Source organism: Pseudomonas fluorescens (assembly GCF_902497785.1).
In the GTDB taxonomy this organism is placed as follows: Bacteria; Pseudomonadota; Gammaproteobacteria; order Pseudomonadales; family Pseudomonadaceae; genus Aquipseudomonas; species Aquipseudomonas fluorescens_BO.
Genome location: NZ_CABVHK010000005.1, coordinates 204,107 through 218,561 on the forward strand (window position 1 = coordinate 204,107; position 14,455 = coordinate 218,561).

The 14,455-nt window shown below is 61.2% G+C and carries 10 protein-coding genes; 7 read left to right on the forward strand and 3 right to left on the reverse strand.

The annotated features are described in order from the left end of the window. Positions 1-7 precede the first annotated feature (7 nt). The 3 genes from ubiU to ubiT are packed head-to-tail and all read left to right on the forward strand — an operon-like array spanning position 8 to position 2,368. Positions 8-1,003, forward strand: a complete 996-nt coding sequence (gene ubiU, locus F8N62_RS09585) for a ubiquinone anaerobic biosynthesis protein UbiU (RefSeq protein ID WP_150710737.1) — start codon at positions 8-10, stop codon at positions 1,001-1,003. 10 nt (positions 1,004-1,013) lie between these two features. After that, positions 1,014-1,904, forward strand: coding sequence for a U32 family peptidase (locus tag F8N62_RS09590; RefSeq protein ID WP_150710738.1), 891 nt, complete (start codon positions 1,014-1,016; stop codon positions 1,902-1,904). Next, the gene (gene ubiT, locus F8N62_RS09595) at positions 1,898-2,368 is read left to right on the forward strand and encodes a ubiquinone anaerobic biosynthesis accessory factor UbiT (protein ID WP_150710739.1); all 471 of its coding nucleotides are present in this window, start codon (positions 1,898-1,900) and stop codon (positions 2,366-2,368) included. Before F8N62_RS09590 ends, ubiT begins: the two co-directional genes overlap by 7 nt. Positions 2,369-2,880: 512 nt before the next feature. Here ubiT and F8N62_RS09605 read toward each other — a convergent pair. From F8N62_RS09605 to F8N62_RS09615, 3 genes are all read right to left on the reverse strand, one after another. After that, positions 2,881-3,555 (reverse strand): Crp/Fnr family transcriptional regulator, encoded by a 675-nt coding sequence (locus F8N62_RS09605; protein WP_150710741.1) that lies wholly within the window; start codon positions 3,553-3,555, stop codon positions 2,881-2,883. Between the two features lie 86 nt (positions 3,556-3,641). Further along, positions 3,642-4,289 (reverse strand): two-component system response regulator NarL, encoded by a 648-nt coding sequence (narL, locus tag F8N62_RS09610; protein ID WP_150710742.1) that lies wholly within the window; start codon positions 4,287-4,289, stop codon positions 3,642-3,644. Further along, complete coding sequence (locus F8N62_RS09615) at positions 4,286-6,088, reverse strand: HAMP domain-containing protein (RefSeq protein ID WP_150710743.1); 1,803 nt, start codon at positions 6,086-6,088, stop codon at positions 4,286-4,288. The genes narL and F8N62_RS09615 overlap by 4 nt, the downstream gene beginning before the upstream one ends. Before the next feature lie 304 nt (positions 6,089-6,392). Between F8N62_RS09615 and F8N62_RS09620 the strand changes: the two genes are divergently transcribed. The 4 genes from F8N62_RS09620 to narH all read left to right on the forward strand — a co-directional run bounded on the left by F8N62_RS09620 (position 6,393) and on the right by narH (position 14,455). Next, the gene (locus F8N62_RS09620) at positions 6,393-7,697 is read left to right on the forward strand and encodes an MFS transporter (RefSeq protein ID WP_150710744.1); all 1,305 of its coding nucleotides are present in this window, start codon (positions 6,393-6,395) and stop codon (positions 7,695-7,697) included. Continuing rightward, the gene (locus F8N62_RS09625) at positions 7,675-9,072 is read left to right on the forward strand and encodes a NarK family nitrate/nitrite MFS transporter (protein ID WP_150710745.1); all 1,398 of its coding nucleotides are present in this window, start codon (positions 7,675-7,677) and stop codon (positions 9,070-9,072) included. Before F8N62_RS09620 ends, F8N62_RS09625 begins: the two co-directional genes overlap by 23 nt. A 69-nt stretch (positions 9,073-9,141) precedes the next feature. After that, entirely contained in the window at positions 9,142-12,915 is a 3,774-nt protein-coding gene (locus F8N62_RS09630) for a nitrate reductase subunit alpha (protein WP_150710746.1), read from the forward strand. 1 nt (position 12,916) lies between these two features. Next, complete coding sequence (gene narH, locus F8N62_RS09635; RefSeq protein ID WP_150710747.1) at positions 12,917-14,455, forward strand: nitrate reductase subunit beta; 1,539 nt, start codon at positions 12,917-12,919, stop codon at positions 14,453-14,455.

The window sequence follows — 14,455 nt, forward strand, 5'->3', positions numbered from 1 at the left end:
ATTACCCATGCAACTGGTCTGCCCGGCAGGGAATCTGCCTGCACTGAAAGCGGCGGTGCGCCAAGGCGCGGATGCCGTGTATGTCGGTTTTCGCGATGACACCAACGCCCGGCATTTCGCCGGGCTGAACATGGATGACAAACAGTTCGACGCCGCCGTCGCTCACATCCGCCAGCACCAGCGCAAGCTGTACGTCGCGGTCAATACGTACCCGCAACCCAAGGGCTGGGAGCGCTGGCAGCGAGCGGTGGACCGGGCCGCCGATTTCGGCGTGGATGCACTGATCGCCGCTGACCCCGGGGTGCTCAACTACGCCAGTCAACGCCATCCGCAACTGGCCCTTCACCTGTCGGTTCAGGGTTCGGCGACTCACGCCGCCGCGCTGGAATTTTACGCGCAGCGCTACGGGATTCGCCGCGCGGTGCTGCCACGGGTGCTGTCGTTGGCGCAGGTGCGTCAGGTCGCGGCCAGCAGCCCGGTACCCATCGAAGTGTTTGGCTTCGGCAGCCTGTGCATCATGGCCGAAGGACGCTGCCACCTGTCTTCGTACATCACCGGCGAGTCGCCAAACCTGTGCGGCGTCTGTTCGCCGGCCAAGGCGGTGCGTTGGAGCGAGGACGCCGAAGGCTTGAGTGCGCGGCTCAGCGAAGTGCTGATCGACCGCTACACCCCCGACGAACCGGCCGGTTACCCGACCTTGTGCAAGGGCCGGTTCCTGGTGGACGGCAAACGCTTTCACGCGCTGGAAGAACCCACCAGCCTCGACACCCTGGACCTGCTGCCGGAGCTGACCGCCATCGGCGTCGAAGCCGTGAAGATCGAAGGCCGCCAGCGCAGCCCGGCCTATGTTGAACAAGTGACCCGGGTCTGGCGTGCGGCGCTGGATGCCCATCGCGGCGCACCGGGCAGTTTTCGCGTCAAGGAGGAATGGCGCCAGGTGCTGGCCGGTCTGTCCGAAGGCAGCCAGACCACCCTGGGTGCTTACCATCGATCATGGCAATGAGGGACGCGACATGAAGCTCAGCCTGGGACCGGTCCTGTTTTATTGGGACAAGGAACAACTCAGCAACTTTTACGCCGAGATGTCGGCGCTGCCTCTGGACGTTATTTACCTGGGGGAAACCGTGTGCTCGAAACGCCGGGCCTTTTCACTGGATCAATGGCTGGGACTGGGGCGCGAGTTGCAGGAGTGCAGTCAGGCGCAACTGGTCATTTCCAGCCTGACCCTGATCGAAGCGGCGTCGGAGCTGTCCAGCCTGCGCCGGCTGTGCGACAACGGCCAACTGTTGGTGGAAGCCAACGACATGGGGGCGGTACAGTTTCTCGCCGATCGGCAGTTGCCGTTCGTGGGCGGCCCGGCCCTAAATTTATACAACGGTCATGCATTGGCGCAGTTGATCGACAGTGGAATGATCCGTTGGGTGCCGCCGGTGGAATGTTCGGCGGCGCTGATCAAAGATGTGATCGGCCAGGTGCGTGAATTGGGCCTGGCGGTGCCGGAAGTGGAAATCTTTGCCTACGGGCATTTGCCCCTGGCCTATTCCGCACGCTGCTTCACTGCCCGCGCGGAAAACCGGCCCAAGGACGACTGCCAGTTTTGCTGCATCAACTACCCCGACGGCATGGCGCTGACCAGCCAGGAAGGGCAGCCGCTGTTCACCCTCAACGGCATTCAAACCATGTCGGCGGACGTGACCAATTTGCTCGCCGATTATTCCGGGCTGGTGGCCTGTGGCGCTGATGTGTTGCGTTTGAGTCCGCGCGCCCAAGGCATGACCGAGGTGATTGCGGCTTATCAAAGGGTGCGTCTGGGCGAAACACCGCCGCTGTTTGTCGAGGGCTGCAATGGCTACTGGCATGGTCAGGCCGGCATGTTGCGCGTCGAGGAGGTCGGCCTGTGTTGAACCGTAAAAAATGGCTGTTGAAAGGGGCCGACCGGTTATTACCGCTGGTGCGGCGGGTGCCTTTCGCGGTGCAGCGCCTGGCGTTGCATCAGGCGCTGAACCGCTGCCTCGCCGAGCCGTTGCGCGATGGTGAGTTCGAGGTGCTGCGCGGACGCTGGTTGTGCCTGCGGATTCCGGATCTGGGCTTGTCCTGGTTTCTGACGCTCACTCGTCAGGGCCTGCGAATCGCCGAACGCGGCACGGCGGACGTGACCATCAGCGGTAACTGGCGCGAGTTTCTGCTGCTGGCCAGCCGTCAGGAAGATCCGGACACGCTGTTCTTCCGCCGGCGTTTGGTGATCGAGGGCGACACCGAGCTGGGGCTGGCGCTGAAGAACCTGATCGACAGCCTTGATCCTGATGTGTTGCCCGTGTGGTTGTGGCGCAATCTGGAGCGGGCGGGGAAGGGGTTGGCGGCGCAGTAGAACCTGCTGACACCGATCAAAATGTGGGGCAGCGGTGCGACGATTCGACTTGCTCGCAAAGTGGGAGTGTCAGTTGCCATAGATGTTGAATGCCAGTCCGCCTTCGCGGGCAAGCCCGCTCCCACATTGGAATCACTTCAAGTCCGGAATAGGCGAACGATCAAACCAGCGAAGCGCGCCCGCTTGACGCCCAGGTCGGCCCAGAGGCCGCCTCGGTTTTGATGTTGATTTTGACCTTAGGCACACCGAGCCCAAGCGAGGTGCCGAGTGGTGGGGCAAGAGCGTTTGGGTTACTTTTGCGCTTTCAAAAGTGACTCGCCGTAAGGGCGAAACCAATAGCCGCCGTTACCCCAGGAATGGATATGTACACCATCAAAAAACCCATCGCCTGACACAACGCTTTCGCGAGCAGGCTCGCTCCCACAGGGGATTTATGTTGTCGTTCAGACCATAGTTTCCTGGCGATTCCTATGCTGGCGAACCCAATGCGCATTGACCGCATTCAATTGTGCCTATTGGAACGCTGCCAGATCCTCCTCCAGGAGGATGCTGATGTTGCGTCGTTCCATGGCAATCAGCCCACCGTCCACCAGGCGATGGAGGATCCGCGAAAAGGTTTCCGGCTGAATCCCCAGCTTCGACGCCACCAGGCGTTTGGACATCTGCAAGACGATCTGGCCGGTGACCGGGTGACGTTCCTGAAACAGAAAGTTGATCACCCGCCGGCTCGCGCTGGCCATGGTCAAGGTGTCGATATCGCGCAGCCGCAGGTGCAGGTGAATGCTCATGCTGGCGAGAATGGCCAGGCAGACTTTCGGCTGGTCCTCAAGGGCATTGCGATAGTGGTTGCCCTCGATGCTGACGAGCACGCTGTCCTTCAGGGCGGTGGCGCTCACCGGGTACAGACGGGCCTGGCTGAACAGCAGGGCTTCGGCAAAGGTTTGCCCGGGCAGGATGATTTCCACCAGGTTTTCCTGGCCTTCACCCGTCAGCCGGTACAATTTGATCTGGCCGCTGACCAGCAGGAAAAAGCGTTTCGCCGGATCGCCCTGGTGCATCAGCGTGCTGTGGCAGGGCAGGCGTTTGAGCATCGCCAGGGCACAGACTTCCTCGAAGACGGACTCCGGCAACTGGCTGAACAGATGATGACGGCGCAACGTTAAAACGATGGAAGGGTGGGTCAGCATGGCGTACCTCCGCTGACGGTCATAGTAAAGAGCGCAGGCCGGTTGACCTATGCCTCTGCCGGCCTACCTCCAAGGAGGCATGCGCCTCAGCCGGCATTGCGCAGATGCTCCATGGCCCACACGGCAGCCTCGACCCGCGAGCGCAAACCGAGTTTGTGCAGCAGGTTCTTGACGTGCACCTTGACCGTCCCTTCGGTGATGCCCAGCTTGTGCCCGATGACCTTGTTGCTGAAGCCGCTGGCGATGGTTTTCAACACCTGGCGTTCGCGTTCGGTCAGTTCCACTACGGCCTGGCGCGGCGGTGAACGCAGCGCCTGCGCCATGACCTGAGTCAGGCCGGGGCTGATCACCAGTGCGCCATCGAGGGCATCGCGGATGTACTGGATCAACAATTCAGGTTCCATGTCCTTGAGCAGATAGCCGTCGGCATCGAGGCGCAGGGCGTCGCGAATATCGTCTTCGGCGTCCGACACGGTGAACAGCAACACTTTGCCGGTGTAGTGCATCGCCCGCAGGCGGCGCAGGGTTTCAATGCCGTTCATTTGCGGCATGTTGTTATCGAGCAACACCAGGTCCGGTTGCAGCGGTTCGATCAGGGTCAGGGCTTCTTCGCCATGGCTGGCTTCGCCGACGATGAGGAAATCCTCTTCCAGTTCGAGCATCTGGCGGATGCCGCGACGCATCATCGGATGGTCGTCTACCAGCAGGATTCGGTGTTGCGGGGACGTGTTCATGTGACGCTACCTTGTGTGTGCCGTCCGAGAAACTCCGGGTGGAATTCCAGTTGGACGAGGGTGCCTTGCGGCTCCCTGGAAAAGATCTGCAATTGCCCACGCAAGCTGCGCGCCCGCTCATCCATGATGTTCAGGCCGTGATGCTCGCGCTGGTCGACGTTGCCGCTGAAACCACGCCCGTCGTCTTTGACCAGCAGCCGGACGGTTTCGCCGTCCTGACGCAGTTCCAGCCAGGCGTTTTGCGCATGGGCGTGGCGCAGGCAGTTGGAAAGGGCTTCGCGGGTAATCTGCAGAATGTGAATTTGTTCGCTGGCCGACAGCTGAAACGCCAGCGCATCGACGTGCAGGTGCACCTGGAATTGTCCGCGCCGGGTGAACTCCTCGGCGGTGTCTTTTAGTTCCTGCACCAGCCCGGCGTCGTGAATCTGCAAACGGAACGTGGTGAGCAACTCGCGCAATTGGCGATAGGCATTGTTCAGCCCCTCGCGCAATTCGGCGGCGACGGTTTCCAGGGTCGGCACCGGTTCGCCCCGACGCATCAGGGTTTGCAAGCGGCTGACTTGCAGCTTCATGTAGGACAAGGCCTGCGCGAGTGAGTCGTGCAGCTCGCGGGCGATGATCGTGCGTTCTTCAAGCAGTAGCAGGCGATGGTCCTGTTCCCGCTGACGCTTGAGCGAGAGCGAGGTGCCGATCAGGTTCGCCAGCGCCTGGATCAGTTGGGTTTCCCAGGCTTGCGTGGGATGGCCGTCGACAAAGTGCGCCTTGAGTTCCCCGAGTTCGCTGCCCTGGTTGCTGATGCTGAAAGTTTGCGGGTTGGCATCGTGGTGTTTCTCGCACGTGGCGCAGTCGCTGCTGGCGCAGACTTCACGGATGTCCGCCCCATGCAGGGCAATCAATTGCTGGGCCGGCGCCTGCGTTTCGCCTTGCAGGCACAGCGACAGACGCAGGCCGGGCAGACGCTGCTGAAAGCGCCGGATCAACTCATCCAGCCCTTCGGCATTGGCCAGGCGCGTGGCCAGGCTGCGGCTGCTTTGATACAGCAACTCCAGGGCGGCATTGGCTTGTTGCAGGTTCAGGGTCTTTTGCTGGACCTGGCTTTCCAGCGTGCGGTGCGACTCTTCGATGGTCTCGGCCATGGCGTTGAAACTCATGGCCAACTGGCCCAGTTCGTCCTGGGACTGATGGTTGACCCGCACCTTAAAATCGCCGCGACGAAAGCGCTGGGTCGCGTCCACCAGTTCTTTGAGCGGCGTGACCACGCCGTATTGCAATTCGTACAGTCCGATCAGCAAGACAATCATGGTGGTGAACAGGGCCATGCCCTGAATCACTTGTTGCCAGCCTTGCTTTTGCTCGCTCTGGCGCTGCAGCAGGCTGACGAACTGGTTCAGTTGTTCCACGAACGGCTGGGCCTGCGCGTGAAAGGCCGGGGCGTCGCCGCGCTCCAGTGCCGGGCGCAATGCCTCGTCCCATTGTTGCTGGATGCGCGCGTAACTGATTTGCAGTGCCGTGCTCGGGCCATCTTCCAGCACGGCCTTGAGCGACTGGCTGTTGAGGCGACGTTGCAGGCTGTCGGTGATGCCGGCGAGTTCTTCGGGCGTGGCGCCGGCGGCGAGCTTCCAGTTCAGGTGATAGGTCTCCATGCGCACCGAACCTGCGGTGTTGATGGCGGCGCCATCGCCCTGGCTGAACCAGGCGATGAGCCCGGCGCTTAACGAGCTGGCGAGGGCGAGCACGGCGATCAGGATCACCGCGAGCCCGGCGCGCGCGGGCAGGGAGCTGCGCAACCAGCGAATCATCGGCGCAGGCCCGTGGAAAAGACAGGAAAGTAGAGCATGTGCAGCTCCAGAGTGAGGTGGGCCACCGATCCCGGTCGCGCTACCTCTAAAGAGTTGCCGACGGATCCCTGTCGACAGAACACTGGGTAGAAACAACTAAAACGCTGATAAACAAAGGGTTTCAAGCATTCTCTGAACTACCTCCTTGGAGGTAGGCCGCGCAAGCATAGGCCTGTGCCCCCTTGGGCTTCGTTGACATGGATCAAGTTTTTGCAGGGTTGCCCTCTCTAGTCTGCCGCCATGGCTAACTGACTGGAGAGCATTTGTGACCCAACCCCGTGTACAACAAGGCTTCGTGCTGGGCATGAGCACACTGGCCTTCACCGTGTGTTTCATGGTCTGGATGATGTTTGCCGTGCTCGGCGTGCCGATCAAGGAACTGCTCCAGCTCAACGAAACCCAGTTCGGCCTGCTGGCTGCGACCCCGGTATTGACCGGCTCGCTGGTGCGCTTGCCGCTGGGTCTGCTGACCGACCGCTTCGGCGGGCGCAGCGTGTTCTTTCTGCTGATGCTGTCCTGCGTCGCGCCGCTGTACCTGATCAGCCACGCCACCGCCTACTGGCAGTTCCTGGTCCTGGGTTTGTTCGTCGGCCTGGCCGGCGGCTCGTTTTCGGTCGGGATCGCCTACGTCGCCAAATGGTTCGACAAAGAGAACCAGGGCTTCGCCATGGGCATCTTCGGTGCCGGCAACGCTGGAGCGGCGGTGACCAAGTTTCTCGCCCCGGCGTTGATTGCCGCGGGCAGCTGGCAGCTGGTGCCGAAAGTCTTCAGCGCCATCCTCTTTATTACTGCGCTGCTGTTCTGGTTTCTCAGTGCCGAAAACAAAGACCACCGCAGTGCCTCGGGCGCCACGTTGCGTGAGCAGTTGAGTTCGCTGAAAGACCCTGCGGTGTGGCGCTACTGCCAGTACTACTCGATCGTCTTTGGCGGCTATGTGGCCCTCGCGCTGTGGATGACCAAGTACTACGTGCAGGAATACGGTTTCAGCCTGCAAAGCGCGGCGCTGCTGGCGGCGTGTTTCTCGCTGCCTGGTGGCGTGCTGCGTGCGGTCGGCGGCTGGATGTCGGATCGCTGGGGCGCGCAAAGCGTGACCTGGTGGGTGTTGTGGGTCAGCTGGATCTGCCTGTTCCTGCTCTCGTACCCGCAAACCCAACTGCAAGTGCAGACCATCAACGGCACCGTGGACTTCCACATCGGCCTCAATCCCGCGCTGTTCACCGTGCTGCTGTTTGTCATGGGCATTGCCTTCGCGTTCGGCAAGGCCTCGGTCTTCAAATACATCGCCAATGACTACCCGAAAAACATGGGCGCGGTCTCCGGCATCGTCGGTCTGGCCGGCGGCCTCGGCGGTTTTGTCCTGCCGATCATGTTTGGCGCCCTGGTGGACCTCACCGGCGTGCGCTCTTCCTGCTTCATGTTGATGTACGGCGTGGTCTGGGTCTCCCTCACCTGGATGTACTTCAGCGAAATACGCAAAAGCCCGGTGCTTGGTAAAGAACCGCCGCTGCGCCTGTCCCCGATTTCCAGCATTGCCCAAGGAGAAGAACATGTCCGTTCTGCAAAAGCCTGACAAAGGGCCGGTCATACATGACTGGCGCCCCGAAGACCCGGCGTTCTGGGGAAGCAGCGGCAAACAGACCGCCACGCGCAACCTGTGGATCTCCATCCCCGCACTGCTGTTGGCCTTTGCGGTGTGGATGGTCTGGAGCACGGTGATCGTGCGCCTGAACGCCATCGGCTTCAGCTTCACCACTGACCAGTTGTTCTGGCTGGCGGCGTTGCCGGGCTTGTCCGGGGCAACCTTGCGCGTCTTCTACTCCTTTATGGTGCCGATCTTCGGTGGCCGGCGCTGGACCGCCCTGAGCACCGCGTCGCTGTTGTTGCCGTCAATCTGGATGGGCTTCGCCGTGCAAGACCCGAGCACCTCGTACAGCGTGTTCGTGCTGATCGCCTTGCTCTGCGGTTTCGGTGGCGGCAACTTCGCATCGAGCATGTCCAACATCAGCTTCTTTTACCCCAAGTCGCAGCAGGGCACAGCCCTGGGCCTCAATGCCGGGTTGGGTAACCTGGGCGTGTCAGTGATGCAGTTCTGCGTGCCGCTGGTGATTACCTTCGGCGTGTTCGGCTTCATCGGTGGTGAACCACAAACCCTGCCCGACGGTGGCCAATTGTGGCTGCAGAACGCCGGGTTCATCTGGGTGCCGTTCATTGTGCTGGTGACGGTGCTGGCCTGGTTCGGCATGAACGACCTGTCCAGCGCCCGCGCCTCGTTCAGCGAGCAGGCGGTTATCTTCAAACGCAAGCACAACTGGCTGATGTGCTGGTTGTACCTGGCGACGTTCGGCTCGTTCATCGGTTTCTCCGCCGCATTTCCATTGCTGATCAAAACCTCCTTCCCTGACGTGATCGCCTTGAAATTCGCCTTCCTCGGTCCGTTAGTGGGCGCGCTGGTTCGGCCATTGGGCGGCTGGCTGGCGGACAAGCTCGGCGGCGCGAAAGTGACCTTGTGGAACTTCGTGGCGATGATCGTGATGGTCTTCGGCGTCATGCACTTCCTGCCGCAGAACGGCGAGCCCGGCAACTTCTACGGCTACCTCGGCATGTTCATGCTGCTGTTCATTACCACGGGCATCGGCAACGGCTCCACCTTCCGCATGATCCCGGTGATCTTCCGCACCCAGCATGAAAAAGCCGCTGTGGGCAAACCGCCTGCCGTGCGCGAACAGGCGCTCAAGGATGCCGGCAAAGAATCGGCCGCCGTCCTCGGTTTCAGCTCGGCCATGGGCGCCTTCGGTGCGTTCTTCATTCCCAAATCCTTCGGCACTTCGATGGCCCAGACCGGCGGCCCGGAGATGGCCTTCTACATGTTTGTCGGTTTTTACCTGAGCTGCATCGTCGTGACCTGGTGGTGGTACGCCCGCAAAGGCGCCGCGACACCCTGCTGAGACGACCCGAATCCAACCATTGCGTGGGCGGGGCACAGAACCCCGCAGCAAGCCTGAGAGGACTACAACGTGAGTCATTTACTGGATCAACTGCGGTTTTTCAATCGCAAGCAAAACGAGTTTTCCGACGGTCACGGAGAGACCCGCAAAGAGTCTCGCGACTGGGAGAACGTCTACCGTTCGCGCTGGCAGTACGACAAGATCGTGCGCTCCACCCACGGGGTGAACTGCACCGGCTCGTGCTCGTGGAAAATCTACGTCAAGAACGGCCTGATCACCTGGGAAACCCAGCAGACCGACTACCCGCGCACCCGCAACGATTTGCCCAATCACGAGCCTCGTGGTTGCCCGCGTGGCGCCAGTTACAGCTGGTACATCTACAGCGCCAACCGGCTCAAGTACCCGAAAATCCGCAAGCCGTTGCTCAAGCTGTGGCGCGATGCGCGGCTGACCATGGCGCCGGTGGAAGCCTGGGCCAGCATCGTCGAGGACAAGGCCAAGGCCGACTCCTATAAAAGCAAACGCGGCATGGGTGGCTTCATTCGTTCCAACTGGGAGGAAGTCAACGAGATCATCGCTGCGGCCAACGTCTACACCATCAAGCAATACGGCCCGGACCGTATCGTCGGCTTCTCGCCGATCCCGGCCATGTCGATGGTCAGCTACGCTGCGGGTTCGCGTTACCTGTCGCTGATCGGCGGCGCCTGCCTGAGTTTCTACGACTGGTACTGCGACTTGCCGCCAGCCTCGCCGATGGTCTGGGGCGAGCAGACCGACGTGCCGGAATCGGCCGACTGGTACAACTCCAACTACATCATTGCCTGGGGCTCCAACGTTCCGCAGACCCGCACCCCCGACGCGCACTTCTTCACCGAAGTCCGCTACAAGGGCACCAAGACCGTGGCGATCACTCCGGACTACTCGGAAGTCGCCAAGCTCACCGACCTGTGGCTGAACCCGAAGCAGGGCACCGACGCGGCGCTGGCGCAAGCGTTCAACCATGTGATTTTCAAAGAATTCCACCTCGACAAACCGAGCGCCTATTTCACTGACTACGCCAAGCGCTTTACCGATTTGCCGGTGCTGGTGCTGCTCAAGCAAATGGTCGACAAGGCGCCGGGCGAGGGCTACCAGCCGGACCGTTTCCTGCGCGCCAGCGACCTGACCGACAACCTCGGCCAGGAAAACAACCCGGAATGGAAAACCATCGCCCTGGATGTCAGCGGTGAACTGGTATCGCCACAGGGTTCGATCGGTTATCGCTGGGGCGAGAAGGGCAAGTGGAACATTCTGCCCCGTGAAGGCGGCGAAGGTCGCGAGATCGACCTCAAGCTGAGCCTGATTGGTGATGACGTCGCCGAAGTGGCATTCCCGTATTTTGCCGGCGAGTCCCACGAGCACTTCCAGCACGTGGCCGGCGATGCCGTGCAATACCGCCGCGTGCCGGTGCACAACGTGGTGCTGGCCGACGGCAGCGTGGCCAAAGTCGCCACAGTGTTCGACCTGTCGGCCGCCAACCTGGCGATTGACCGTGGCCTGGGTGGCGACAACGTCGCCAAGGACTACAACGACGCCTCGGTGCCTGGCACCCCGGCGTGGCAGGAGCAGATCACCGGCGTCAGCCGCGAGAAAGCCATCCAGATTGCCCGTGAGTTCGCCGACAACGCCGACAAGACCAAGGGTCGCTCGATGATCATCGTCGGCGCGGCGATGAACCACTGGTACCACATGGACATGAACTACCGCGGGCTGATCAACATGCTCATGCTTTGCGGGTGTGTCGGCCAGACCGGTGGCGGTTGGGCACACTATGTCGGCCAGGAAAAACTGCGCCCGCAATGCGGCTGGCTGCCTCTGGCGTTCGGCCTCGACTGGAACCGTCCGCCACGCCAGATGAACGGCACCAGCTTTTTCTACGCCCACAGTTCGCAGTGGCGCCACGAGAAGATGAGCATGCACGACGTGCTCTCGCCATTGGCCGACAAATCGCAATTCCCCGAGCATGCGCTGGACTACAACATCCGCGCCGAACGCGCCGGCTGGTTGCCCAGCGCACCACAGCTCAACACCAACCCGCTGCACATCTGCCGTGATGCGGCGGCGGCCGGCATGGACCCGAAAGACTACGTGGTCAAGTCGCTGCAGGACGGTTCGCTGCGCTTCTCCTGCGAGCAGCCGGACAGCCCGGTGAACTTCCCGCGCAACATGTTCATCTGGCGTTCCAACTTGCTGGGTTCTTCGGGCAAAGGCCACGAGTACATGCTCAAGTACCTGCTCGGCACCAAGAACGGGGTGATGAACGAAGACATCGGCCAGGTCGGCGACTGCAAACCTGAAGAAGCCGAATGGGTGGACGAGGGCGCCATCGGCAAGCTCGATCTGGTGACCACGCTGGACTTCCGCATGTCCTCGACCTGCGTCTATTCCGACATCGTGTTGCCGACGGCGACCTGGTACGAAAAAGACGACATGAACACCTCGGACATGCACCCGTTCATTCACCCGTTGTCGGCGGCAATCGACCCGGCGTGGGAATCGCGGTCCGACTGGGAAATCTACAAAGGCATCGCCAAGGCGTTTTCCAGCATGTCTGAAGGGCACCTGGGCGTGGAGAAGGATCTGGTGACCGTTCCGCTGATGCACGACAGCGTCGGCGAACTGGCCCAGCCGTTTGGCGGCACCGACTGGAAAAGCGACGGCGTTGCACCAGTGCCGGGCAAGAACGCGCCGAACCTGCACGTGGTCGAGCGTGACTACCCGAACATCTACAAGCAGTTTTCGTCGCTGGGGCCAATGCTGGAGAAACACGGCAACGGCGGCAAGGGCATCAACTGGAACACCGACAAGGAGGTGAAATTCCTCGGCGAGCTCAATCACCACGAACGAGACGCCGGCATCAGCCAAGGCCGTCCGAAAATCGACACGGCCATTGATGCGGCGGAAGTGATCCTGTCGCTGGCCCCGGAAACCAACGGTCATGTCGCGGTCAAGGCCTGGGCCGCGCTGTCGGAATTTACCGGCATCGACCACAGCCATCTGGCCGTGGGCAAGGAACATGAGGCGATTCGCTTCCGCGACATCCAGGCACAGCCGCGCAAGATCATTTCCAGCCCGACCTGGTCCGGTCTCGAAGACGATCACGTCAGCTACAACGCCGGCTACACCAACGTTCACGAGGGGATTCCGTGGCGCACCATCACCGGTCGCCAGCAGTTCTACCAGGATCACCCGTGGATGCAGGCGTTCGGCGAGCAACTGATGAGTTACCGGCCGCCGGTCAACACCCGCACCATCGAAGGGGTGAAGGGCAAGCGCAGCAACGGCCACAAGGAAATCGTCCTGAACTGGATCACGCCGCACCAGAAATGGGGCATCCACAGCACCTACAGCGACAACCTGCTGATGCTCACCCTCAGCCGTGGCGGACCGATTGTGTGGCTGTCGGAGAACGACGCGAAAAGCGCCGGCATCGAGGACAACGACTGGATCGAATGCTTCAACGTCAACGGTGCGCTGACCGCCCGGGCGGTGGTCAGTCAACGGGTCAAGGACGGCATGGTGATGATGTACCACGCCCAGGAACGGATCGTGAACGTGCCCGGTTCGGAAACCACCAAGACCCGTGGCGGCCACCACAACTCGGTGACCCGCGTGGTGCTCAAACCGACGCACATGATCGGCGGCTATGCCCAGCAGGCCTACGGTTTCAACTATTACGGCACGGTCGGTTGCAACCGCGATGAATTCGTCGTGGTGCGCAAAATGTCCAAAGTCGACTGGCTCGATGGTTCGTCCGGCGATGACCTGCCGCGTCCTCTGCCGACCGATCTCGAGGAGAACTGAGATGAAGATTCGCTCACAAATCGGCATGGTGCTGAACCTGGACAAGTGCATCGGTTGCCACACTTGCTCGATCACCTGCAAAAACGTCTGGACCAGCCGTGAAGGCATGGAATACGCCTGGTTCAACAACGTCGAAAGCAAACCCGGGATCGGCTACCCCAAAGAATGGGAAAACCAGGACAAGTGGAAGGGCGGCTGGATCCGCAACGCCAACGGCACGATCAACCCGCGCATCGGCGGCAAGTTTCGCGTGTTGGCGAACATCTTCGCCAACCCGGACCTGCCGAGCCTTGACGATTACTACGAGCCGTTCGACTTCGATTACCAGCACCTGCACACCGCGCCGCTGGGCGAACATCAGCCCACTGCGCGCCCACGCTCGCTGATCTCCGGCAAGCGCATGGAGAAAATCGAGTGGGGCCCGAACTGGGAAGAAATCCTCGGCACCGAATTCGCCAAGCGCCGCAAGGACAAAAACTTCGACAAGATTCAGGCGGATATTTACGGCGAGTACGAAAACACTTTCATGATGTATTTGCCGCGCCTGTGCGAGCACTGCCTCAACCCGACGTGCGCGGCAGCGTGCCCGAGCGGGGCGATCTACAAGCGTGAAGAAGACGGCATCGTCCTGATCGACCAGGAAAAATGCCGGGGCTGGCGCATGTGCATCAGCGGCTGCCCGTACAAGAAAATCTACTTCAACTGGAAAAGCGGTAAATCCGAGAAGTGCATCTTCTGCTACCCGCGTATCGAAGCCGGGATGCCGACTGTTTGCGCCGAGACCTGTGTCGGGCGCATCCGTTACCTCGGCGTGTTGCTGTATGACGCCGACCGCATCAGCGAAGTGGCGAGCACCGCCAACGAGCAGGATCTGTACGAGAAACAATTGGAGATTTTCCTCGACCCGAATGACCCGGCAGTGATCCGTCAGGCCCTGGCCGACGGTGTGCCGCAATCGGTGATCGATTCCGCCCAGCGTTCGCCGGTCTACAAAATGGCCGTGGACTGGAAACTCGCGCTGCCGCTGCACCCGGAATACCGCACCTTGCCGATGGTCTGGTACGTACCGCCGCTGTCGCCGATCCAGAACGCTGCGACCGCTGGCACCGTGGGCATGAACGGGGTAATCCCGGACGTCGACAGCCTGCGGATTCCCCTGAAATACCTGGCCAACCTGCTGACCGCTGGCGATGAAAAGCCGGTCAAGCGTGCGCTTAAACGCTTGCTGGCGATGCGTGCCTACAAGCGTTCCGAGCAAGTCGACGGGGTGCAGGACCTGCAAGTGCTGGCGGATGTCGGCTTGAGTGTGAACCAGGTCGAGGAAATGTACCGCTACCTGGCCATCGCCAATTACGAAGACCGTTTTGTGGTGCCGACTGCGCACCGTGAAGATGCCATGAGCGACGCGTTTGCCGAGCGCTCCGGCTGCGGTTTCAGTTTTGGCAGCGGTTGCAGCGGCAGCTCCGACACCAACATGTTCGGCGCGAAGAAAGCCAACCGCCGCGACATCCTAAAAACCGTGCAGTTGTGGGAGGAATGA